This window comes from Citrobacter sp. Cpo040, from assembly GCF_030332915.1.
In the GTDB taxonomy this organism is placed as follows: Bacteria; Pseudomonadota; Gammaproteobacteria; order Enterobacterales; family Enterobacteriaceae; genus Citrobacter; species Citrobacter portucalensis.
The window spans coordinates 413,873-435,354 of sequence record NZ_JAOWGX010000037.1; the positions used below are offsets into that span (position 1 = coordinate 413,873).

The following is a 21,482-nucleotide window of genomic DNA, read 5'->3' on the forward strand; positions in this document are numbered from 1 at the left end:
TATTCCCTGTAGATGAAGTCTGATGAGTGAGTTTTGCCATTGTGAGTATGTTCTCCCACGCTGCCATCGCCAGTCTCAACAATCTTGAGATGCTGGTCTACAACTATGTCATCAAAAACCGTGACAAAGTCATGTACATGACCATTCGCGAACTGGCCGATGCCGTGGATGTTTCCACTACCACCGTACTGCGCTTTTGCCGCAAGCTTAAGTGTGAAGGTTACTCAGAATTTCGCGTGCGCTTCAAATTATATTTAGAGCAGAATGAACCGCAACAGGCTAATTTCGGTGCTAGCGAAATTATCAGCTTCTTTAAAGGCGTTAATAACGATGAGTTCGATAATCTGCTCGATCAGGCTGTTGATATTATATTATCTTCCGAGCGTATTATATTCGTTGGGGCGGGAACATCCGGAGCCTTAGCCAAATATGGCGCACGTTTTTTCTCAAACGTTGGAAAATTCAGTAATCACATTGATGACCCTTATTTCCCGGTAACGAATGACATGGCCAGAAACGCGCTGGCGATCGTGCTTTCCGTTTCCGGTGAAACAGAAGAGATCCTGCGTTTTGCCAGCCAGTTCAGCCTGCATAACTGTAAGGTCCTGTCTGTCACCAGTCATGAACATTCGCGGCTGGCCAAATTGGCTGACTTTAATCTCTCCTGGCACGTTCCACAGACGCGCATTGCCGGTGTATACGATATAACTACGCAGATCCCTGTTATTTATATTCTGGAATCACTCGGCCGCAAGTTGGCGAAAAGAATAACGTAAAAAAACAATCTGTTTTTTGGATGTAACAAATCACATTAGCGCTATTTTGTTATATCGTGACATTTATCTTTCCTTTGTTAGACTCAAAATCAGATGGTATTAATTTGAGACTGAGCGCAGATGAAAAAACTTACCTTACCAAAAGATTTTTTATGGGGTGGCGCGGTTGCGGCGCACCAGGTTGAAGGCGGCTGGAACAAAGGTGGCAAAGGCCCCAGCATTTGCGATGTACTGACCGGAGGGGCACACGGCGTTCCGCGAGAAATCACTCAGGAAGTTGAGCCCGGTAAGTACTACCCCAACCACGAAGCCGTCGATTTTTACGGTCATTACAAAGAAGACATCAAGCTGTTTGCCGAGATGGGCTTCAAATGCTTCCGTACCTCAATCGCCTGGACCCGTATCTTCCCCAAAGGGGACGAAAGCCAGCCGAATGAAGAAGGGCTAAAGTTCTACGACGACATGTTCGATGAAATGCTGAAGTACAACATCGAACCGGTCATCACCCTTTCCCACTTTGAAATGCCGCTGCACCTGGTTCAACAATACGGTAGCTGGACCAATCGTAAAGTCGTCGATTTCTTTGTCCGATTTGCTGAAGTCGTTTTTGAGCGCTACAAGCACAAGGTCAAATACTGGATGACCTTTAACGAGATCAACAACCAGCGCAACTGGCGCGCACCGCTGTTTGGTTATTGCTGCTCCGGCGTGGTGTATACCGAGCATGAAAACCCGGAAGAAACCATGTACCAGGTGCTGCATCACCAGTTCGTGGCCAGCGCTCTGGCAGTGAAAGCCGCACGTCGCATCAACCCGGAAATGAAAGTCGGCTGCATGCTGGCGATGGTGCCGCTGTACCCGTTCTCCTGTAAGCCTGAAGATGTGATGTTCGCGCAGGAATCGATGCGTGAGCGCTACGTTTTCACCGACGTTCAACTGCGCGGCTACTATCCATCATATGTACTGAACGAGTGGGAACGCCGCGAATTCAACATCCGAATGGAAGCCGGAGATGAGCAAATCCTGCGTGAAGGCACCTGTGACTATCTCGGATTCAGTTACTACATGACCAACGCGGTAAAAGCGGAAGGCGGCAGCGGCGATGCCATTTCTGGTTTTGAGGGCAGCGTACCGAACCCGCACGTAAAAGCGTCCGACTGGGGCTGGCAGATTGATCCGGTCGGTCTGCGTTACGCCTTATGCGAACTGTATGAGCGCTATCAGAAACCGCTATTTATCGTAGAAAACGGATTTGGTGCCTACGACAGAGTGGAAGAAGACGGCAGCATCAACGACGACTATCGCATCGACTATTTGCGCGCCCACGTTGAAGAGATGATGAAAGCGGTAACGTATGATGGCGTAGACCTGATGGGCTACACTCCGTGGGGCTGCATCGACTGTGTCTCGTTCACCACCGGTCAGTACAGCAAACGTTACGGCTTTATCTACGTGAACAAACACGACGACGGCACCGGCGATATGTCGCGTTCACGCAAGAAAAGTTTTAACTGGTACAAAGCGGTGATTGCCAGCAACGGCGAGAAACTTTGATTTTTTGCCGGATGGCGGCGTAAACGCCTTATCCAGCCTACATATTAAATTCCCGTAGGCCGGATAAGCGTAGCGCCAACCGGCGATTAAACCCTACTTCCCGCCAGCCAGTTCCAGAAAACTGCCCGTTACGTACGACGCCTTCTCGCTCAGCAGCCAGGTAATCGCCTGCGCGACCTCCTCCGGTTGTCCGCCGCGCTGCATAGGCAACATCGATTTCACGCGATCGACCCTTCCCGGCTCGCCGCCTGAAGCGTGCATTTCAGTGTAGATAAGACCAGGTCGCACGCTGTTTACGCGGATCCCTTGCGCCGCAACCTCCAGCGCAAGGCCTGTGGTGAGCGTGTCCACAGCGCCTTTTGAGGCCGCGTAATCAACATATTCGAATGGCGCACCAAGCCGCGATGCCGCCGAAGACACATTCACAATCGCCCCGCCTTGCCCTCCGTGTTTGAACGACATCCGCTTTACCGCTTCCCGACAACACAAAAAATAGCCGGTAACATTGGTCGCCAGCACGCGGTTAATTCTTTCGGCGGTTAAGCTTTCCACCGTGCTCTGTTCAAACAAAATCCCGGCATTATTCACTAACGCGGTCAGCGGTTCACCTTCGCGGTCAATGGATTCAAACATTGCCACAACCTGGCTTTCATCGCTGATATCAGCCCGTAGAGCAAACGCCTTTCCCCCGGTAGCGGCAATGGTATTCACCACCTCCGTTGCCGCACGGATATTGTGATGAAAGTTAACCGCAACCGTGTAACCCTCTTGCGCTAACTGCAGCGCGGTTGCCCGCCCGATGCCGCGACTGCCGCCAGTAACCAATGCGATTCCCATGGATACCTCCAGATATGAAAAAGCCGGGAGGCGTCTTCGCCTTACCCGGCCTACAAAAGCTTTACTGCACGGAAAAGTTACTGATATTCGCTCATCGGCACGCAGGAGCAGAACAGGTTACGGTCACCGTAAACATCATCAAGGCGTTTCACGGTCGGCCAGTATTTGTTCGCCACACCAGCCGGGAAGACGGCGATTTCTCGGCTATAACCGTGATTCCACTCCGCGACCAGCTCGTTTTGCGTGTGCGGTGAGTTAACCAGCGGGTTATCTTCCAGTGACCATTCACCGGCTTTCACGCGATCGATTTCAGCGCGGATTGCCAGCATCGCATTGATAAAGCGATCAAGTTCCACTTTGCTTTCAGATTCAGTCGGTTCAACCATCAGGGTACCCGCGACCGGGAATGACATGGTCGGCGCATGGAAACCGTAATCAATCAGACGCTTGGCAATATCCAGTTCGCTGATGCCGGTCTCTTCTTTCAGTGGGCGAATGTCGAGAATACATTCATGCGCCACGCGACCGTCGCGACCGGTATACAGTACCGGATAAGCATCTTTCAGACGGCTGGCAATGTAGTTAGCGTTAAGGATAGCCACCTGGCTTGCCTGCTTCAGACCTTCTGCACCCATCATACGGATGTACATCCAGCTGATTGGCAGAATGGATGCGCTACCGAACGGCGCCGCTGAAACTGCGCCCTGACGGGTGAGCATTCCTTCAATCTGCACTACGCTGTGACCCGGTACAAACGGTGCCAGATGTGATTTGACGCCAATCGGTCCCATACCTGGGCCGCCGCCGCCGTGCGGAATGCAGAATGTTTTATGCAGGTTGAGGTGCGAGACATCTGCGCCGATAAAGCCCGGCGTGGTGATCCCAACCTGAGCGTTCATGTTCGCGCCATCAAGGTAAACCTGGCCGCCAAACTGGTGCACAACGTCGCACACTTCACGGATCGTTTCTTCATACACGCCGTGAGTAGACGGATAGGTCACCATGATGCAGGAGAGATTCGCAGCATGTTGTTCTGCTTTTGCTCGCAGATCGTCCAGGTCGATGTTGCCGTTCTTATCACACGCGACAACCACAACCTGCATCCCCGCCATCTGTGCAGATGCCGGATTGGTGCCGTGGGCAGAAGCCGGGATCAGACAGATATCGCGATGGCCTTCGTTACGGCTTTCGTGATAGTGACGAATCGCCAGCAGACCCGCATACTCGCCCTGCGCGCCGGAGTTCGGCTGCATGCAGACGGCGTCATAACCGGTCAGTTTTACCAGCCACTCGGAAAGCTGGCCGATCATCTGGTGATAACCTTCTGCCTGCTCTGGCGGGCAGAACGGGTGAAGTTCAGCGAATTCCGGCCAGGTGATAGGGATCATCTCGGCGGCAGCGTTCAGCTTCATGGTGCAAGAACCCAGCGGGATCATTGCCTGGTTCAGCGCCAGATCTTTGCGCTCCAGCGAGTGCATGTAGCGCATCATTTCGGTTTCGCTGTGATAGCGATTAAACACCGGATGGCTGAGGATCGCATCGTCACGCAGCATGCTGTCCTGAATGGAACGGCTGTCGAGCGCCACATCTTTATCCAGCGTATCGATATTCAAACCGTGGCTGTCGCCCAGCAGAACATTGAACAACTGCACCACGTTTTCACGGGTGGTGGTTTCATCGAGCGTAATACCTACCGCGTTATGGATATCGCTACGCAGGTTGATTTCTGCCGCTTCGGCACGCGCCAGAACAGCCGCTTTGTCAGCCACTTCAACACACAGAGTGTCGAAGTAGTGCGCATGGCGCAGCTTCAGCCCTTTCTGTTGCAGACCGGCCGCCAGAATATCAGTCAGGCGGTGGATGCGATTAGCGATACGTTTCAGGCCAACCGGACCATGATAAACGGCATACAGGCTGGCGATGTTGGCCAGCAGAACCTGCGAGGTACAAATGTTGGAGTTCGCTTTCTCACGGCGGATATGCTGCTCGCGAGTCTGCATCGCCATGCGCAGTGCGGTATTGCCCGCCGCATCTTTCGATACGCCGATAATACGGCCTGGCATGGAGCGTTTGAATTCGTCTTTAGCGGCGAAGAATGCCGCGTGTGGGCCGCCGTAACCCATCGGTACGCCGAAGCGTTGCGCAGAGCCGAAAACAATATCCGCGCCCTGTTTGCCCGGTGCAGTCAGCAGTACCAGCGCCATAAAGTCGGCAGCGACACTGACCACAACTTTACGGGATTTCAGCTCGGCAATCAGTTTGCTGTAGTCGTGCACTTCACCGGTGGTGCCAACCTGCTGCAACAGCACGCCAAACACATCCTGGTGATCTAGTGCTTTCGCCGCGTCATCAACAATGACGTCAAAGCCAAAGGTTTCTGCACGGGTGCGAACCACGTCCAGCGTTTGCGGGTGAACATCAGCCGCCACAAAGAAACGGTTGGCATTTTTCAGTTTGCTGACACGTTTGGCCATCGCCATGGCTTCAGCAGCCGCAGTGGCTTCATCCAGCAGAGAAGCAGAAGCCATATCCAGGCCCGTCAGGTCCAGCGTGACCTGTTGGAAGTTCAGCAGAGCTTCCAGTCGTCCCTGGGATACTTCCGGCTGATACGGCGTATATGCGGTGTACCAACCTGGGTTTTCCAGCATGTTACGCAGAATAACCGGTGGCAATTGCACGGCGGTGTAGCCCATGCCAATGTAGGACGTGAAGCGCTTGTTACGCCCGGCGATGGCTTTTAATTCAGCCAGCGCAGCGTATTCGGTCGCCGCCTCGCCCACCTGTGGCGGGGTTGCGAGCTGAATGTCTTTCGGCACAATCTGGCCGATCAGCGCGTTTAACGACTCGGCGCCAACCGCATTCAGCATCTCTTGCTGCTGCGCGGCGTCCGGTCCGATGTGGCGTTCAATGAAAGCGCCGCTGTTTTCAAGCTGGCTTAACGTCTGTGTCATGGGCGATGGTTCCTGAAACGTGCAGTGAATCGTGATGGTCTCTAACTCAATTGCCCGGTGGCGCTGACGCTTACCGGGCCTACATAAAACCGTAGGCCGGATAAACGCAGTGCCATCCGGCACAATCTTATTCGTCTTCCAGTAATGCCTCGTACGCAGTGGCATCCAACAGCGATTCAATTTCGCTTTCATCGCTGGCTTTGATTTTGAAAATCCAGCCGCCCGCATACGGTTCGCTGTTGACCAGTTCCGGGGAGTCGCTGAGCGCATCGTTAACCGCAACAATCTCACCGCCTACTGGCGCATAGATATCGGATGCCGCTTTTACGGACTCCGCAACGGCGCAATCATCGCCCGCGCTGACGGTGGCGCCAACTTCTGGCAGGTCAACGAAAACCATGTCACCTAACAGCTCCTGAGCGTGTTCGGTGATACCAACGGTGTAAGAGCCGTCAGCTTCTTTGCGCAGCCATTCGTGTTCTTTGCTGTATTTCAGTTCTGCAGGTACGTTGCTCATCAATCAATCTCCAAAAAAGGATGAATTACGCGACGGCTTTGCCGTTACGCACAAAAACAGGTTTAGTCACTTTTACCGGCATTTCACGGTTACGGATCTGTACGATCGCAGTCTCACCGATACCCGCAGGCACGCGCGCCAACGCGATGCTGTAACCCAGGGTTGGGGAGAATGTGCCACTGGTGATAATGCCTTCATGCTGGTTGCCAGAAGCATCGGTGAAACGCACCGGCAGTTCATTACGCAGCACGCCCTTCTCAGTCATCACCAGCCCGACCAGCTGTTCGTGGCCTTTTTCGCGCTGCATTTCCAGTGCTTCACGACCAATAAAGTCGCGGTCGGCAGGTTCCCACGCAATGGTCCAACCCATATTGGCTTCCAGCGGAGAAATCCCTTCGTCCATCTCCTGACCATACAGGTTCATACCCGCTTCCAGACGCAGGGTGTCGCGCGCGCCGAGACCACAAGGTTTGACGCCTGCTTGTACCAGCGCACGCCAGAAATCAGCCGCTTTTTCATTCGGCATGGCGATTTCATAGCCTGCTTCGCCGGTATAACCGGTGGTTGCGATAAACAAATCACCCGCCTGAACGCCAAAGAACGGCTTCATACCTTCTACCGCATGGCGCTGTTCGTCAGTAAACAACGTGGCTGCTTTTTCCTGCGCGTTTGGCCCCTGCACCGCAATCAGCGACAGGTCGTCACGAACGGTGATGTCGATGGCGTAAGGTTCAGCGTGTTGGGTAATCCAGGATAGGTCTTTTTCGCGGGTGGCGGAGTTTACAACGAGGCGGAAGAAATCTTCAGTGAAGTAGTAGACAATCAGGTCATCTATCACGCCGCCCGAAGCGTTGAGCATCCCGGAGTAGAGGGCTTTACCCGTCTTCGTTAGCTTCGCGACGTCGTTTGCCAGCAGATAACGCAAGAACTCCCGGGTGCGGCTACCGCGCAGGTCGACGATGGTCATATGCGACACATCAAACATTCCGGCGTCGGTGCGAACAGCATGGTGTTCATCGAGCTGAGAACCGTAATGCAGTGGCATCATCCAGCCATGGAAATCGACCATGCGCGCGCCACATAGCGTGTGTTGTTCGTACAAAGGAGTCTGTTGAGCCATCTTTTCCTCGTTGAATAAGCGGGGCTACCAACTCTTTCGCGGTGAAATTTTCGCCACGAAACCCAGCACCGCAGCCGCTCCAGGGGCTACGACGCAAACGTTCTCTTTGTCCTGAACTTACCACCGAAACAGACGCTAAACCATAAGTCAAAATTAACCATCACATTAGCTTATGGCGAAAAACAGCCAGATCACCAACAGAATAAAACTCCATACATATAGCAATTAATCAGAACAACAAACAAAGGTAAGCGTAAAATCACAGCACCAATCCACATTAAATGTGGAAAAAATGTCAAAAATGGCGTTATGAAAAAAACGCAATATTAGAAAAACTAATGCGAAAAAAGGCGTGGAATTAGATTATTTCAAATGAGAGAAGCACCCCGGCGCGAAGGCCGGGAGAGGAAAGTGTGACGGGTCTCAAACTCTTAAGATTGTCCTTACGGACACTAACGTAACCACTCGGGAAGATCGTTCAGTCCCATCGCCTGACGGATGAGTTGTGGTTTTACGCCCGGGAGGGTATCGGCCAGTTTCAGCCCAATATCGCGTAGCAGTTTTTTCGCCGGATTCTCGCCTGCAAACAGTTCACGGAAACCCTGCATCCCCGCCAGCATCAGCGCTGCACTGTGCTTACGGCTGCGCTCGTAGCGGCGTAAATAGAGATACTGCCCAATATCTTTACCCTGACGTTGTAGCCGCTTAAGTTCATCGATCAGCTCCGCCGCATCCATAAAGCCAAGGTTAACCCCCTGACCCGCCAGCGGGTGGATGGTATGCGCCGCATCCCCCACCAGCGCCAGACGATGGGCCGCGAACTGGCGGGCATAACGTCCCGTCAGCGGAAACGCCTGACGTTCGCTTTCAAGGCTGCACAGCCCCAGACGATTATCAAAGGCGATATTCAGCGCCTGATTAAACTCGTCAACGCTTGCCTGCTGCATACGTTCTGCTTCCTGCGGCGAGAGCGACCAGACAATAGAACACAGGTGTGGATCGCTGAGTGGCAGGAATGCCAGGATCCCCTCGCCATGAAACGCCTGACGCGCAACCGCACCGTGAGCTTCCTGCGTACGGATAGTCGCCACCAGCGCATGATGACGGTAGTCCCAGAAGGTGAGCGGAATGTCCGCTTTATTGCGCAGCCAGGAATTAGCGCCATCGGCACCGACGACCAGACGCGCCGTCAGCATTGCGCCATCTTTGAGGCTCAGAAATGCTTCGTTCTCGCCCCAGGCCACCTGCTGTATTTCAGCTGGCGCCATCAGCGTAATATCCGCTGAACGCTGTGCCTTTTGCCACAGTGCATAATGGATTTCTGAGTTTTCAACGATGTGGCCCAAATGGCTGTAGCCCATGCTCTGGTCATCAAACGCAATACGTCCAAAGCTGTCTTTGTCCCAGACTTCCATGCCGTGGTAGCAGCAAGCGCGACGAGCAACAATGTCGGACCAGACGCCAAGACGGGTAAGCAGTTTTTCGCTGGCTGCATTAATGGCCGAAACGCGAAGCTGAGGAGGTGCATCCGCCGCCAACGGCTGCGGAACATGTTGTTCTAATACAGCAACGCGCAACCCACTGCCCTGCAGGCCGCAGGCAACCGCCAGCCCCACCATGCCGCCACCAACAATTGCTACATCAACACTTTGCACTGTTTATACCTCGAAACCTGTAATCCGTAGGCCTGATAAGCGCAGTGCCATCAGGCATTTTTGCGGGGACCCTTGCCGGATGTCGGCGTTGCCTTATCCGGCCTACAGGTCATATTTATCGTGCAACCCAACCCAGGGTCCGCTCCGCCAGCGCATCGCGCGCAGGGGTGAATAATTCCATCGCCATCAACCCGACATTGCGCCCAACAACCAGCGGGGCCCAGTGATTGGCAAACAAATACACTAAATTGTTGGTCACACCAATCGTCGTCTCGCGATCGCGCTCGCGGCGCTGCTGATAGCGTGCCAGCACCGCATAATCACCCACATCTTCCGCGCCGTTTTGCGCCTGCGTCAACGTCTCAGCAAGGCTCATTACATCGCGCAGGCCAAGGTTGAAGCCTTGCCCGGCAATGGGGTGCAGCGTCTGGGCGGCGTTCCCTACCAGCACGGTACGATGGGTAATCGCTTTCAGCGCCGTAGTTAACGAAAGCGGATAAGCGCTGCGTTTACCAGCCTGGGTAATACGTCCCAGTCGCCAGCCAAAAGCGGTTTGCAGTTCACGGCAAAACTGTTCGTCGGACAAGGCCATGATCTCATCACGCTGCTCCAGCGGATGGCACCACACCAGCGAGCAGCGACCGTCAGACATTGGCAGCATTGCCAGCGGGCCATATTGCGTGAAGCGTTCAAACGCTCGCCCATCGTGCGGTACAGAGGTCGTGACGTTGGCAATCACCGCCAGTTGCTCATAAGGCTGTTGCAGCCAGTCAACACCGCAGGCAGTCGCCAGTGCGGAACGCGTGCCGTCAGCAGCCACCAGCAGGCGACCGGTAATCATCTCGCCATTCTCCAGCGTCACTTCAACGCGCTCCTGCGTGCGCGACACGCTGGCTACGCGGTCGGGGCAGTGCAATGTGACACCCGGTGCTTTGCGCAGCAGCGCAAACAGACGCAGCCCGGCGTCGTGCAGTTCTACCACCTGGCCCAGAGCCGGAATACGGTATTCCTGCGCATCCAGCGTCACAAATCCGGCATGGCCGCGATCGCTGACGTGAACCGTTTTAATGGCCGTTGCGCAATCGGCAATCGCCTGCCATACGCCAATTCTCGCCAGCTGTTGGCAGGTTCCTGCCGCCAGCGCGATCGCCCGGGCGTCAAACCCAGGATGGCGGTCAGTTTCAGGTTCGCTCGCTTCTATCAGATGAACCGGCAGAGTCCCATGGCTGAGCTGAGAAATGGCCAGCGCCAGCGTCGCGCCAACCATACCACCACCAACGATAATCACGCTCATTGCAGTCGCGCCGCAGCCATTAAGGCTTCAATATCATCGGCTTTCTTCACTACGCTGGCGGTCAGGTTTTCATTGCCGTCCTCGGTGATGAGGATGTCATCCTCAATACGAATGCCGATACCACGATAGGCCGGCGGTACATCGGCATCCGGCGCGATATACAGTCCCGGTTCGACGGTGAGTACCATTCCCGGCTCAAGAATACGTGAGCGGTCCTGACCATAAACGCCGACGTCGTGCACATCCAGCCCAAGCCAGTGACTTAGACCATGCATAAAGAATGGGCGGTGCGCATTTTCGGTAATCAACTGATCGACATCACCGTGCAGAATGCCAAGCTTCACCAGGCCCGTAATCATGATGCGCACCACTTCGCCAGTGACTTCCTGAATGGACGTTCCGGGACGATACAGACGCAGGCTGGTCTCTAAGGATTCCAGTACGATATCGTAGATTTCACGCTGTGCTGGGGTAAATTTACCGTTTACCGGGAAGGTTCGCGTAATGTCACCCGCATAGCCTTTGTATTCACAGCCAGCGTCAATCAGCACCAGATCGCCATCGCGCATTTCACTTTCATTTTCGGTGTAATGCAGAATACAGCCGTTTTCACCGCTGCCGACAATCGTGTTATAGGACGGATAACGCGCGCCATGACGGGTAAATTCATGGTGAATCTCCCCTTCTAACTGGTATTCAAACATTCCTGGACGGCATTTTTCCATCGCGCGGGTATGCGCCAGTGCGGTGATTTCTCCGGCACGACGCATGACCGCAATTTCTTCCGGTGATTTGAACAGGCGCATTTCATGCACCATCGGACGCCAGTCGATAATCGCGGCAGGCGCGTGCAGATTTTGTCTGGAGCCTTTGCGCAGTTTATCCAGCGCCGTGCACACAATCTCGTCTGCCCAGGCATACTCGCCCTGGGCGTGGTATACCGCGTCCAGACCATTGAGCAGCAAATACAGCTGTTGGTTGATTTCACTGAAGGCCAGCGCCCGGTCAACGCCAAGTTTTGCCGGGGCAGCATCCTGACCCAGACGGCGGCCAAACCAGATCTCCGCCGTCAGATCGCGAACCCGATTGAACAAAACGCTGTGGTTATGAGTGTCATCACTTTTAATCAGCACCAGCACGGCTTCAGGTTCGTTAAAACCGGTGAAGTACCAGAAATCACTGCTTTGGCGGTAAGGGTATTCACTGTCCGCACTACGCGTCGCTTCCGGTGCGGCAAAAATCAGCGCGGCGCTGCCGGGCTGCATTTGTGCCAGTAAAGCCTGGCGACGACGCTGGAATTCTTGCTGAGATATCTCGCTCATCACACTCTCCTTTGCGTTTCGTTCTTAGTGCAGAGTCGGTTTACGGACTTCCGGCGCGGTCGGCTGCTGACGCGTAAACGTGTCATGGCACAGCAAGGCGGCTACGCGCACGTATTCGATGATCTCTTCGAGCGACATTTCCAGCTCTTCCTGATCTTCGTCTTCGTCATATCCTAATTGAGCGATATTGCGCAGGTCGTCAATCGCTTCCCCGGTTTCGCCGGTCACTTTGTCGAGCTTCGGCTGCGTGACGCCAAGGCCCAGTAAAAAGTGGTTTACCCACCCCGCCAGCGCATCGGCGCGATCGAACACGCTGACGTCATCCCCTTCAGGCAGATAAAGCTGAAAAAGGAAGCCGTCGTCTTCGAGGGCATCGCTGGTGGCTGAGTGCATTTTCAGCAGCGCCTGAGCCAGCTCGTGACCAAAGGCCAGACCTTCGTTCGTCAGGTCGTGCAGCAGCGGCTGCCATGAGCTGTCGTTGTTTCCGCCGCAAATCATTCCGCTTATCAAGCCGTGCATTTCGGCCGGGGTTAATCCAGCCCCTTGTTGGTTCAAAAACTGGCTAACTTCGTTGTAACCAGGCATTTCGTTCTGTATAGACATAAGCATTCGTCATCAAAGGGAGGAATATTCATGATATGCTACCACTTTGGACCCTGGTGGACCAGAAAAGGGCTTGTATCTTGATACCAGGGTAGCTATAGTGTCGCCCCTTCGCGGACCCACGGTCTGGAGACGAAGGCAGCGCAGTCAATCAGCAGGAAGGTGGCATGTCTGCACAACCCGTCGATATCCAAATATTTGGCCGTTCACTGCGAGTGAATTGCCCGCCTGAACAAAGGGATGCGTTGAATCAGGCTGCGGACGATCTCAATCAGCGATTGCAAGATCTGAAAGTTCGCACTAGAGTCACAAATACTGAGCAGTTGGTTTTCATCGCCGCGTTGAACATCAGCTATGAATTAACTCAGGAAAAAGCGAAGACGCGTGAGTACGCGGCGAGCATGGAACAACGTATTCGGATGCTACAACAGACCATCGAACAGGCGTTGCTTGATCAGGGTCGCATAACCGAAAAAACGGGCCAAAACTTTGAATAACACTTTTCGGTTTACTGTGGTAGAGTGACCGTGAAGACAAAATTTCTCTGAGATGTTTGCAAGCGGGCCAGTCCCCTGAGCCGATATTTCATACCACAAGAATGTGGCGCTCCACGGTTGGTGAGCATGCTCGGCCCGTCCGAGAAGCCTTAAAACTGTGACGACGCATTCACCTTGAACCAAGGGTTCAAGGGTTACAGCCTGCGGCGGCATCTCGGAGATTCCCTTCTACCTGGCAACAGCCATGACATTACTTTCTGAACTCCTTTTATCTCGGCAAGAAATCCGTCAACTGATTCGGCAGCGTCGTCGCGCGCTTACTTCCGAACAGCAACGACAATACGGTCAGCAAGCCGCGACCCGAATGCTCAGTTATCCCCCTGTTGTACTCGCTCATACCGTGGCGGTATTCCTCTCGTTCGATGGCGAACTCGATACCCAGCCGCTAATAGATCAGCTGTGGCGGGCAGGCAAGCGCGTCTATCTTCCGGTTCTTCATCCCTTCAGCCCTGGCAACCTGCTGTTCCTGCACTATCATCCGCACAGCGACCTGGTAACCAATCGCTTAAAGATCCAGGAACCACGGCTTGATGTACGTGACGTATTGCCGCTCTCACAGCTGGATGTACTGATTACGCCGTTAGTGGCGTTTGATGAGGTCGGGCAACGCCTGGGTATGGGCGGTGGATTTTACGATCGGACGCTTCAAAACTGGCAGCAGCATAAGATCCAGCCCGTAGGCTACGCGCACGATTGTCAGCGAGTGGAAAAGCTGCCTGTCGAAGAATGGGATATCCCGCTGCCTGCGGTGGTGACGCCGTCCAAAATCTGGGAGTGGTAGCTTTTTTGCCAATTGCGGCAAGGCTCGAAAACAGAATGTATGCGTGACAGGAAGAGATTTTGAGGCCGGAAAATCAGAGGAAGGATGGGCAGGTCAACCGCCTGCCCATGTAGAGGAAATCAGTACAGCAGACGAGCGCGAATGGTTCCCGGAAGGGCTTTCATCGCCAGCAGCGCTTTCTCTGCCACATCTTCATCCGCTTCAATATCAATAACCACGTAACCTACCTGTGCGGAAGTCTGCAGATACTGCGCGGCAATGTTGACGCCCTGCTCGGCAAAAATCTGGTTCAGCGCAGTCAGTACGCCCGGACGGTTTTCGTGAATGTGCATCAGACGACGACCGCCGTGCAGCGGCAGCGAAACTTCCGGGAAGTTAACTGCAGACAGCGTAGAGCCGTTGTCGGAATACTTGGTCAGTTTCCCAGCCACTTCCAGACCGATGTTTTCCTGTGCTTCCAGCGTTGAACCACCAATGTGCGGCGTCAGGATCACGTTGTCGAAATCACACAGCGGCGAAGTGAAAGGATCGCTGTTGGTTGCCGGCTCGGTTGGGAATACGTCGATTGCTGCCCCTGCCAGGTGCTTGGTCGCTAACGCGTCGCACAGCGCAGGAATATCAACAACTGTGCCGCGTGCGGCGTTAATCAGCAGCGCGCCTGGTTTCATCAACGCAATCTCACGCGCACCCATCAGATTTTTGGTGGAGGCATTTTCCGGTACGTGCAAACTGACCACGTCGCTCATATTGAGCAGGTCGGAAAGATGCTGCACCTGCGTGGCGTTGCCGAGCGGGAGTTTATTTTCAATATCATAGAAATAGACGTGCATCCCCAGCGATTCCGCCAGAATGCCTAGCTGAGTACCAATGTGGCCATAGCCGATGATCCCCAGTTTTTTGCCACGCGCTTCAAACGAGCCGGTAGCCAGTTTATTCCACACGCCGCGGTGTGCTTTGGCGTTTGCTTCGGGTACGCCGCGTAGCAGGAGCAGCAGTTCGCCAATCACCAGTTCCGCAACGGAACGTGTGTTAGAGAATGGTGCGTTAAACACGGGGATACCGCGCTTTGCCGCAGCGCTGAGATCAACCTGGTTGGTGCCGATACAGAAGCAGCCAATCGCGACCAGTTTCTCTGCGGCGTCAATCACATCTTCAGTCAGATGGGTACGGGATCGCAGGCCAATGAAGTGGGCATCACGGATGGACTCTTTCAGTTGTTCAGTGTCCAGAGCGCCTTTATGAAACTCGATGTTGGTATAACCTGCTGCACGAAGGCTTTCGAGCGCTTTTTGATGCACGCCTTCAACCAGCAGAAATTTAATCTTATCTTTCTCCAGTGATACCTTTGCCATTTCCCCGACCCTGTCTTTTTTTGTTCAAACTGATGTGTTGTGTGTGGGATTTTCATCCGTCTCTTCAACATATCAAAAAATAATATTGCGGCAATATGAACGTTTGCGTCGCCGTGCTGAAGAAATGTCATTCAGGGTGAAATGTCAGAGGAAAATACTGGCGATAACTTTTTCTTTGGAGAGATCGGCAGGACAATATTATAAACGTGACACAAGTCACCAAATTTGCCCTGCCAACATTTTTTTAACGGGAGAAGACACTCCCGTCAGATCATTTTACGATAGTTTTCACGCCGTCTGGTGTACCGATCAGCGCGACATCCGCACCACGGTTGGCAAACAGACCGACGGTTACCACGCCCGGAATCGCATTGATGGCGTTTTCCATCGCGATGGCATCGAGGATCTCCAGACCGTGTACATCAAGGATCACGTTACCATTGTCCGTCACTACGCCCTGACGGTATTCAGGACGACCACCCAGCTTCACCAACTGGCGAGCCACAGCGCTGCGCGCCATTGGGATCACTTCAACCGGCAGTGGGAAGTTACCGAGAATATCGACTTCTTTGGACGCGTCGGCAATGCAGATAAATTTCTTCGCCACGGAAGCAATAATTTTTTCACGGGTCAACGCTGCGCCGCCGCCCTTGATCATCTGCATGTGGCCGTTGATTTCATCCGCGCCGTCAACGTATACGCCGAGGCTGTCCACTTCGTTAAGATCGAACACGTGGATACCGAGGCTTTTGAGTTTTTCGGTTGAAGCGTCCGAACTGGATACCGCACCTTCAATCTGACCTTTCATTGTGCCCAGCGCATCAATAAAGTGTGCGGCTGTTGAACCTGTACCTACGCCCACAATGGTACCGGGCTGTACATACTGAAGTGCCGCCCATCCTACTGCTTTTTTCAGTTCATCCTGCGTCATGATCGTTTCGCCTGTGGTGTGAATATGGTGGGAAAATTCACGCGCATTATAGAACATTGTGCAGAAAAATGTCCCCACACCCGCTCGCAAGCGGCGGATTTCGTCTTTACCCAACCTAAATTTGTGTCATAGTGCAGAACAAGCAAAATTTTCAGGAGTGCGTCAAAGCAATGAAACGTCCGGACTACAGAACACTACAAGCACTGGATGCGGTTATTCGTGAACGAGGATTTGAGCGCGCGGCGCAAAAGCTGTGCATCACGCAATCCGCGGTTTCACAGCGCATAAAACAGCTTGAGAATATGTTCGGACAACCGCTGCTGGTGCGTACCGTACCACCACGCCCAACCGAACAGGGGCAGAAACTACTGGCGCTTTTGCGTCAGGTTGAACTGCTGGAAGACGAGTGGCTGGGTGATGAACAAACCGGCTCGACGCCACTGCTGCTCTCACTGGCGGTGAACGCCGACAGTCTGGCGACCTGGTTGCTTCCGGCGCTGGCTCCGGTACTGGCCAATTCACCGATTCGTCTGAACCTGCAGGTTGAGGATGAAACGCGCACTCAGGAGCGTCTACGTCGTGGTGAGGTGGTCGGTGCGGTGAGTATTCAGCATCAGGCGCTGCCAAGCTGTCTGGTGGATAAACTCGGCGCGCTGGACTACCTGTTTGTTGGATCCAAACCTTTCGCCGAGCGCTATTTCCCTAACGGCGTCACCCGCTCTGCCCTGCTGAAAGCCCCAGCGGTAGCGTTTGACCATCTTGATGATATGCACCAGGCGTTCCTGCAACAAAACTTCGACCTGCCACCGGGCAGCGTGCCGTGCCATATCGTTAACTCGTCTGAAGCCTTTGTTCAATTGGCGCGTCAGGGAACGACCTGCTGCATGATCCCCCACTTGCAGATTGAGAAAGAACTGGAAAGCGGCGAACTTATCGACTTAACACCGGGCCTGTTCCAGCGCCGGATGCTGTACTGGCACCGTTTTGCACCGGAAAGCCGCATGATGCGCAACGTCACCGATGCGCTGCTGGCCTATGGTCACAACGTACTGCGTCAGGATTAAACCGCTCATAACCTCTGAGTGCCGGATGGTGGCGTAACGCCCTATCCGGCCGACAAGCCTTTTACCCTCTTTTCATGCTATTCCCGCCACGTCTTTGAAATAAATCACAAAATCAAACACGCCACGCGGCAAAAAACGACGCCCTGTTGGCTATTTTTTGCTGGCGACAAGCCAAATGAAAAAGCTCACCGTATTCGCAAAGATTCAACTTATTGCGTAATACGGAGCAAAAAATGGCAAACGTGCAGGAGTGGCAAACACTCGCCAATAAAGAACTCAGTCGCCGGGAAAAAACCGTCGAGTCGCTGGAAAGACAGACGGCGGAAGGGATTGCCATCAAGCCGCTGTACACCGAAGAAGACCTCGATAATCTGGAAGTAACCGGTACTCTCCCCGGCCTGCCGCCTTACGTGCGTGGCCCGCGCGCCACCATGTATACCGCGCAGCCCTGGACCATTCGTCAGTACGCCGGTTTCTCTACCGCCAAAGAGTCCAACGCCTTTTACCGCCGCAACCTCGCCGCCGGACAAAAAGGACTTTCCGTCGCCTTTGACCTTGCCACCCATCGTGGCTATGACTCTGACAACCCACGCGTGGCGGGTGACGTCGGTAAAGCAGGCGTGGCGATCGATACCGTCGAAGATATGAAGATACTGTTCGACCAGATCCCGCTGGATAAGATGTCAGTATCGATGACCATGAACGGCGCGGTTCTACCTGTGCTGGCGTTTTATATCGTCGCTGCAGAAGAACAAGGCGTAGCGCCGGAACAACTCACCGGGACCATTCAGAACGATATTCTGAAAGAGTACCTGTGCCGCAACACCTACATTTATCCCCCAAAACCGTCCATGCGCATTATCGCCGACATCATCGCCTGGTGCTCTGGCAACATGCCGCGCTTTAACACCATCAGCATCAGCGGCTATCACATGGGTGAAGCCGGAGCGAACTGCGTGCAGCAGGTAGCGTTTACGCTGGCAGACGGTATTGAATACATCAAAGCTGCACTCTCCGCCGGACTGAAAATTGATGACTTCGCCCCGCGCCTGTCGTTCTTCTTCGGTATCGGCATGGATCTGTTTATGAACGTCGCCATGCTGCGCGCGGCGCGCTATTTGTGGAGTGAAGCGGTCAGCAGCTTTGGCGCGACCAACCCGAAATCTCTCGCTCTGCGTACCCACTGCCAGACGTCCGGCTGGAGCCTGACCGAGCAGGACCCGTACAACAACGTGGTACGAACCACTATTGAAGCACTCGGCGCTACGCTTGGCGGCACCCAGTCGCTGCATACCAATGCTTTTGATGAAGCGCTCGGTCTGCCCACCGATTTCTCCGCCCGTATTGCGCGTAATACGCAGATCATCATTCAGGAAGAATCAGAGATCTGCCGCACCGTTGATCCGCTGGCCGGATCGTATTACGTCGAGTCACTCACCGATCAAATCGTGAAGCAGGCGCGCACGATCATCAAACAGATTGATGAGGCAGGCGGCATGGCGAAAGCAATCGAAGCCGGACTCCCTAAACGGATGATCGAAGAAGCTTCCGCGCGTGAACAATCGCTGATCGACCAGGGTAAGCGCGTTATCGTCGGCGTCAATAAGTACAAACTGGATAAAGAAGACGAGACGTCGGTACTGGAGATCGACAACGTGAAGGTGCGCAACGAGCAGATTGCCTCGCTGCAGCATATCCGCACCACCCGCGACAACGATGCCGTCAAGACCGCGCTATCCGCGCTGACCCACGCCGCGCAGCATAATGAAAACCTGCTGGCCGCCGCCGTCAGCGCCGCTCGCGTTCGCGCCACGCTCGGTGAAATCTCCGACGCGCTGGAGGTCGCCTTTGACCGGTATCTGGTTCCCAGCCAGTGCGTCACCGGGGTGATTGCGCAAAGCTATCACCAGTCAGATAAATCCGCCGACGAGTTCGATGCCATTGTTGCGCAAACCGAACAGTTCCTCGCGGAAAATGGACGCCGCCCGCGTATTCTGATCGCCAAGATGGGTCAGGACGGCCACGATCGCGGCGCGAAGGTGATCGCCAGCGCCTATTCCGATCTCGGTTTCGATGTCGATCTCAGCCCGATGTTCTCCACTCCGGAAGAGATCGCCCGTCTGGCGGTAGAAAACGATGTGCATGTAATAGGCGCATCGTCACTTGCGGCGGGCCATAAAACGCTGATTCCTGAGTTGGTTACCGCACTCAAAAAATGGGGGCGTGAAGATATCTGCGTGGTAGCAGGAGGCGTTATTCCGCCACAGGATTACGCCTTTCTGCACGAGCATGGCGTGGCAGCCATTTATGGTCCCGGCACGCCAATGCTCGACAGCGTCCGCGATGTGTTAACCCGTATCAGTCAGCATCATGATTAACGCTGCCACGCTTGAAGATACCGTCCGCCGTTTGCGACTCGGCGAACGGGCTACGCTCGCCCAGGCGATGACGCTGGTCGAAAGCAACCACCCGCGCCACCAGCCGTTGAGTACGCAATTGCTGGACGCGATTATGCCGTTCACCGGTAACGCCCTGCGCTTGGGGATCACCGGTACGCCGGGCGCGGGCAAAAGCACTTTCCTGGAAGCATTCGGCATGCTGCTTATCCGCCACGGATTACGGGTAGCGGTGATCGCCGTCGATCCCAGCAGCCCGGTCAGCGGCGGCAGCATTCTTGGCGATAAAACCCGCATGACGGAGCTGGCCCGCGCCGAATCTGCGTTTATTCGCCCGGTCCCTTCCTGCGGTCATTTAGGCGGTGCCAGCCAGCGTGCCCGCGAATTAATGCTGCTGTGCGAAGCGGCTGGCTTTGACGTGGTGATTGTAGAAACCGTCGGCGTTGGGCAGTCAGAAACCGAAGTCGCAGGCATGGTGGATTGCTTTATCTCACTGCAAATCGCTGGCGGTGGCGACGATTTACAGGGCATCAAAAAAGGGCTGATGGAAATGGCGGATCTGGTCGTCATCAATAAGGACGACGGTGATAACCATACCAGCGTTGCCATTGCCCGCCATATGTACGAGTCCGCCCTGCATATTCTGCGCCGCAAATATGACGAGTGGCAGCCGCGGGTTCTGACCTGTAGCGCCCTGGAAAAACGCGGTATCGAGGAGGTTTGGCAGGCGATAACCGACTTTAAAACGTGCCTGACCGCCTGCGGTCGACTGGAAAAAGTTCGCCAGCAGCAGGCGGTGGACTGGTTACACCAACAGGCTGAAGAAGAAGCCCTGCATCTGTTGTTTGCCCGCACTGATTTCGACCGCTATTTCCAGCAGACGCTTCAGGCCGTCAAAAACAATGATCTTTCGCCGCGCACCGGTCTGCGGCACATCAGCGAATTTATTCAGCATCATTACTTTCAATAAAGAGAACATTATGTCTTATCAATACGTCAACGTGGTCATCATCCAGAAAGTCGCGGTTATTGAGTTCAATTACGCCCGCAAGCTCAATGCCCTGAGTAAAGTGTTTATTGACGATCTGATGCAGGCGCTGAGCGATCTCAATCGTGCAGACATTCGCTGCATCATTCTGCGCGCTCCAAGCGGGGCCAAAGTGTTTTCTGCCGGGCATGATATTCATGAACTCCCGACCGGACGTCGCGATCCGCTCTCTTATGACGATCCGCTGCGTCAGATAACCCGTATGATCCAAAAATACCCGAAGCCGGTGATCTCCATGGTCGAAGGCAGCGTCTGGGGCGGCGCGTTTGAGATGATCATGAGTTCCGATCTGATCATTGCAGCCAGTACCTCCACTTTCTCGATGACCCCGGTCAACCTCGGTGTGCCGTATAACCTGGTGGGCATCCACAACCTGACCCGCGACGCTGGTTTTCACATCGTGAAAGAGCTGATTTTTACCGCTTCGCCCATCACCGCTCAACGCGCCATGGCGGTCGGGATCCTTAACCATGTCGTGCCCGTTGAGGAACTGGAAGATTTCACTCTGCAAATGGCGCACCACATCTCGGAAAAAGCGCCGCTGGCCATCGCCGTCATCAAAGAAGAACTGCGCGTGCTGGGTGAAGCGCACACCATGAATTCCGATGAGTTCGAGCGTATTCAGGGCATGCGCCGCGCGGTGTACGACAGCGAGGATTATCAGGAAGGGATGAACGCGTTTATGGAAAAACGTAAACCAAATTTTGTTGGCCATTAATCACGT

The 21,482-nt window shown here is 54.2% G+C and carries 18 protein-coding genes and 1 other RNA gene; 9 read left to right on the forward strand and 10 right to left on the reverse strand.

The annotated features are described in order from the left end of the window. The first annotated feature begins 47 nt into the window (after nt 1-47). Together OGX86_RS20455 and bglA are read left to right on the forward strand one after the other, a co-directional pair. Nucleotides 48-776, forward strand: coding sequence for a MurR/RpiR family transcriptional regulator (locus OGX86_RS20455; RefSeq protein WP_136392531.1), 729 nt, complete (start codon nt 48-50; stop codon nt 774-776). A gap of 120 nt (nt 777-896) precedes the next feature. Beyond that, a complete protein-coding gene (bglA, locus tag OGX86_RS20460) occupies nt 897-2,330 on the forward strand; it encodes a 6-phospho-beta-glucosidase BglA (protein WP_128317329.1) in 1,434 nt (477 codons plus the stop codon). A gap of 93 nt (nt 2,331-2,423) precedes the next feature. On the opposite strand, the gene OGX86_RS20465 is transcribed toward bglA, so the two are convergent. The 8 genes from OGX86_RS20465 to OGX86_RS20500 all read right to left on the reverse strand — a co-directional run bounded on the left by OGX86_RS20465 (nt 2,424) and on the right by OGX86_RS20500 (nt 12,629). After that, a complete protein-coding gene (locus OGX86_RS20465) occupies nt 2,424-3,167 on the reverse strand; it encodes an SDR family oxidoreductase (protein WP_128317330.1) in 744 nt (247 codons plus the stop codon). A 77-nt stretch (nt 3,168-3,244) separates the two neighbouring features. Next, nucleotides 3,245-6,118 carry an aminomethyl-transferring glycine dehydrogenase gene (gene gcvP, locus OGX86_RS20470; protein ID WP_003825499.1) on the reverse strand — a complete coding sequence of 958 codons (2,874 nt, stop codon included), beginning with the start codon at nt 6,116-6,118 and terminating at the stop codon, nt 3,245-3,247. A gap of 127 nt (nt 6,119-6,245) precedes the next feature. Next, entirely contained in the window at nt 6,246-6,635 is a 390-nt protein-coding gene (gene gcvH, locus OGX86_RS20475) for a glycine cleavage system protein GcvH (protein WP_003026965.1), read from the reverse strand. A gap of 25 nt (nt 6,636-6,660) precedes the next feature. After that, nucleotides 6,661-7,755 carry a glycine cleavage system aminomethyltransferase GcvT gene (gene gcvT / locus OGX86_RS20480; RefSeq protein WP_048215585.1) on the reverse strand — a complete coding sequence of 365 codons (1,095 nt, stop codon included), beginning with the start codon at nt 7,753-7,755 and terminating at the stop codon, nt 6,661-6,663. A 452-nt stretch (nt 7,756-8,207) separates the two neighbouring features. Next, nucleotides 8,208-9,410, reverse strand: coding sequence for an FAD-dependent 2-octaprenylphenol hydroxylase (gene ubiI, locus OGX86_RS20485; protein WP_048215584.1), 1,203 nt, complete (start codon nt 9,408-9,410; stop codon nt 8,208-8,210). A gap of 115 nt (nt 9,411-9,525) precedes the next feature. Next, complete coding sequence (gene ubiH, locus OGX86_RS20490) at nt 9,526-10,704, reverse strand: 2-octaprenyl-6-methoxyphenyl hydroxylase (protein ID WP_048225476.1); 1,179 nt, start codon at nt 10,702-10,704, stop codon at nt 9,526-9,528. Then, on the reverse strand, nt 10,701-12,026 hold the full coding sequence (pepP, locus tag OGX86_RS20495; RefSeq protein ID WP_048215582.1) for a Xaa-Pro aminopeptidase: 1,326 nt from the start codon (nt 12,024-12,026) through the stop codon (nt 10,701-10,703). The genes ubiH and pepP overlap by 4 nt, the downstream gene beginning before the upstream one ends. A gap of 24 nt (nt 12,027-12,050) precedes the next feature. Beyond that, nucleotides 12,051-12,629, reverse strand: coding sequence for a YecA/YgfB family protein (locus OGX86_RS20500; RefSeq protein WP_003026978.1), 579 nt, complete (start codon nt 12,627-12,629; stop codon nt 12,051-12,053). 167 nt (nt 12,630-12,796) lie between these two features. Here OGX86_RS20500 and zapA point away from each other — a divergent pair, with 167 nt between their 5' ends. From zapA to OGX86_RS20515, 3 genes are all read left to right on the forward strand, one after another. Beyond that, on the forward strand, nt 12,797-13,126 hold the full coding sequence (gene zapA / locus OGX86_RS20505; RefSeq protein WP_003026980.1) for a cell division protein ZapA: 330 nt from the start codon (nt 12,797-12,799) through the stop codon (nt 13,124-13,126). 41 nt (nt 13,127-13,167) lie between these two features. Then, nucleotides 13,168-13,351: non-coding RNA, 6S RNA (gene ssrS, locus OGX86_RS20510), on the forward strand. 19 nt (nt 13,352-13,370) lie between these two features. After that, nucleotides 13,371-13,967 (forward strand): 5-formyltetrahydrofolate cyclo-ligase, encoded by a 597-nt coding sequence (locus OGX86_RS20515; protein WP_286640578.1) that lies wholly within the window; start codon nt 13,371-13,373, stop codon nt 13,965-13,967. 119 nt (nt 13,968-14,086) lie between these two features. On the opposite strand, the gene serA is transcribed toward OGX86_RS20515, so the two are convergent. Beyond that, entirely contained in the window at nt 14,087-15,319 is a 1,233-nt protein-coding gene (gene serA, locus OGX86_RS20520; RefSeq protein ID WP_003825480.1) for a phosphoglycerate dehydrogenase, read from the reverse strand. 271 nt (nt 15,320-15,590) lie between these two features. After that, nucleotides 15,591-16,250 carry a ribose-5-phosphate isomerase RpiA gene (rpiA, locus tag OGX86_RS20525; protein ID WP_003825479.1) on the reverse strand — a complete coding sequence of 220 codons (660 nt, stop codon included), beginning with the start codon at nt 16,248-16,250 and terminating at the stop codon, nt 15,591-15,593. Nucleotides 16,251-16,420: 170 nt separating this feature from the next. Here rpiA and argP point away from each other — a divergent pair, with 170 nt between their 5' ends. The 4 genes from argP (at nt 16,421) to scpB (ending at nt 21,476) form a co-directional block, all read left to right on the forward strand. Then, nucleotides 16,421-17,314: a DNA-binding transcriptional regulator ArgP gene (gene argP / locus OGX86_RS20530; protein WP_003825477.1), complete on the forward strand. Its 894-nt coding sequence runs from the start codon at nt 16,421-16,423 to the stop codon at nt 17,312-17,314. 233 nt (nt 17,315-17,547) lie between these two features. Next, entirely contained in the window at nt 17,548-19,692 is a 2,145-nt protein-coding gene (gene scpA, locus OGX86_RS20535; protein ID WP_048215581.1) for a methylmalonyl-CoA mutase, read from the forward strand. Beyond that, complete coding sequence (gene meaB / locus OGX86_RS20540; protein ID WP_286640580.1) at nt 19,685-20,680, forward strand: methylmalonyl Co-A mutase-associated GTPase MeaB; 996 nt, start codon at nt 19,685-19,687, stop codon at nt 20,678-20,680. Before scpA ends, meaB begins: the two co-directional genes overlap by 8 nt. A gap of 10 nt (nt 20,681-20,690) precedes the next feature. Beyond that, complete coding sequence (gene scpB / locus OGX86_RS20545; RefSeq protein WP_008785757.1) at nt 20,691-21,476, forward strand: methylmalonyl-CoA decarboxylase; 786 nt, start codon at nt 20,691-20,693, stop codon at nt 21,474-21,476. Nucleotides 21,477-21,482: the final 6 nt, after the last annotated feature.

Excerpts from the sequence above, each read along its gene's own strand:
- pepP (WP_048215582.1), bottom strand. The coding sequence starts at position 12,026 with ATGAGCGAGATATCTCAGCAAGAATTCCAGCGTCGTCGCCAGGCTTTA.
- scpA (WP_048215581.1), top strand. The coding sequence starts at position 17,548 with ATGGCAAACGTGCAGGAGTGGCAAACACTCGCCAATAAAGAACTCAGT.
- OGX86_RS20515 (WP_286640578.1), top strand. The coding sequence starts at position 13,371 with ATGACATTACTTTCTGAACTCCTTTTATCTCGGCAAGAAATCCGTCAA.
- OGX86_RS20500 (WP_003026978.1), bottom strand. The coding sequence starts at position 12,629 with ATGTCTATACAGAACGAAATGCCTGGTTACAACGAAGTTAGCCAGTTT.
- gcvT (WP_048215585.1), bottom strand. The coding sequence starts at position 7,755 with ATGGCTCAACAGACTCCTTTGTACGAACAACACACGCTATGTGGCGCG.
- argP (WP_003825477.1), top strand. The coding sequence starts at position 16,421 with ATGAAACGTCCGGACTACAGAACACTACAAGCACTGGATGCGGTTATT.
- OGX86_RS20465 (WP_128317330.1), bottom strand. The coding sequence starts at position 3,167 with ATGGGAATCGCATTGGTTACTGGCGGCAGTCGCGGCATCGGGCGGGCA.
- ubiH (WP_048225476.1), bottom strand. The coding sequence starts at position 10,704 with ATGAGCGTGATTATCGTTGGTGGTGGTATGGTTGGCGCGACGCTGGCG.
- gcvP (WP_003825499.1), bottom strand. The coding sequence starts at position 6,118 with ATGACACAGACGTTAAGCCAGCTTGAAAACAGCGGCGCTTTCATTGAA.
- gcvH (WP_003026965.1), bottom strand. The coding sequence starts at position 6,635 with ATGAGCAACGTACCTGCAGAACTGAAATACAGCAAAGAACACGAATGG.
- scpB (WP_008785757.1), top strand. The coding sequence starts at position 20,691 with ATGTCTTATCAATACGTCAACGTGGTCATCATCCAGAAAGTCGCGGTT.
- rpiA (WP_003825479.1), bottom strand. The coding sequence starts at position 16,250 with ATGACGCAGGATGAACTGAAAAAAGCAGTAGGATGGGCGGCACTTCAG.
- bglA (WP_128317329.1), top strand. The coding sequence starts at position 897 with ATGAAAAAACTTACCTTACCAAAAGATTTTTTATGGGGTGGCGCGGTT.
- serA (WP_003825480.1), bottom strand. The coding sequence starts at position 15,319 with ATGGCAAAGGTATCACTGGAGAAAGATAAGATTAAATTTCTGCTGGTT.
- OGX86_RS20455 (WP_136392531.1), top strand. The coding sequence starts at position 48 with ATGTTCTCCCACGCTGCCATCGCCAGTCTCAACAATCTTGAGATGCTG.
- meaB (WP_286640580.1), top strand. The coding sequence starts at position 19,685 with ATGATTAACGCTGCCACGCTTGAAGATACCGTCCGCCGTTTGCGACTC.
- zapA (WP_003026980.1), top strand. The coding sequence starts at position 12,797 with ATGTCTGCACAACCCGTCGATATCCAAATATTTGGCCGTTCACTGCGA.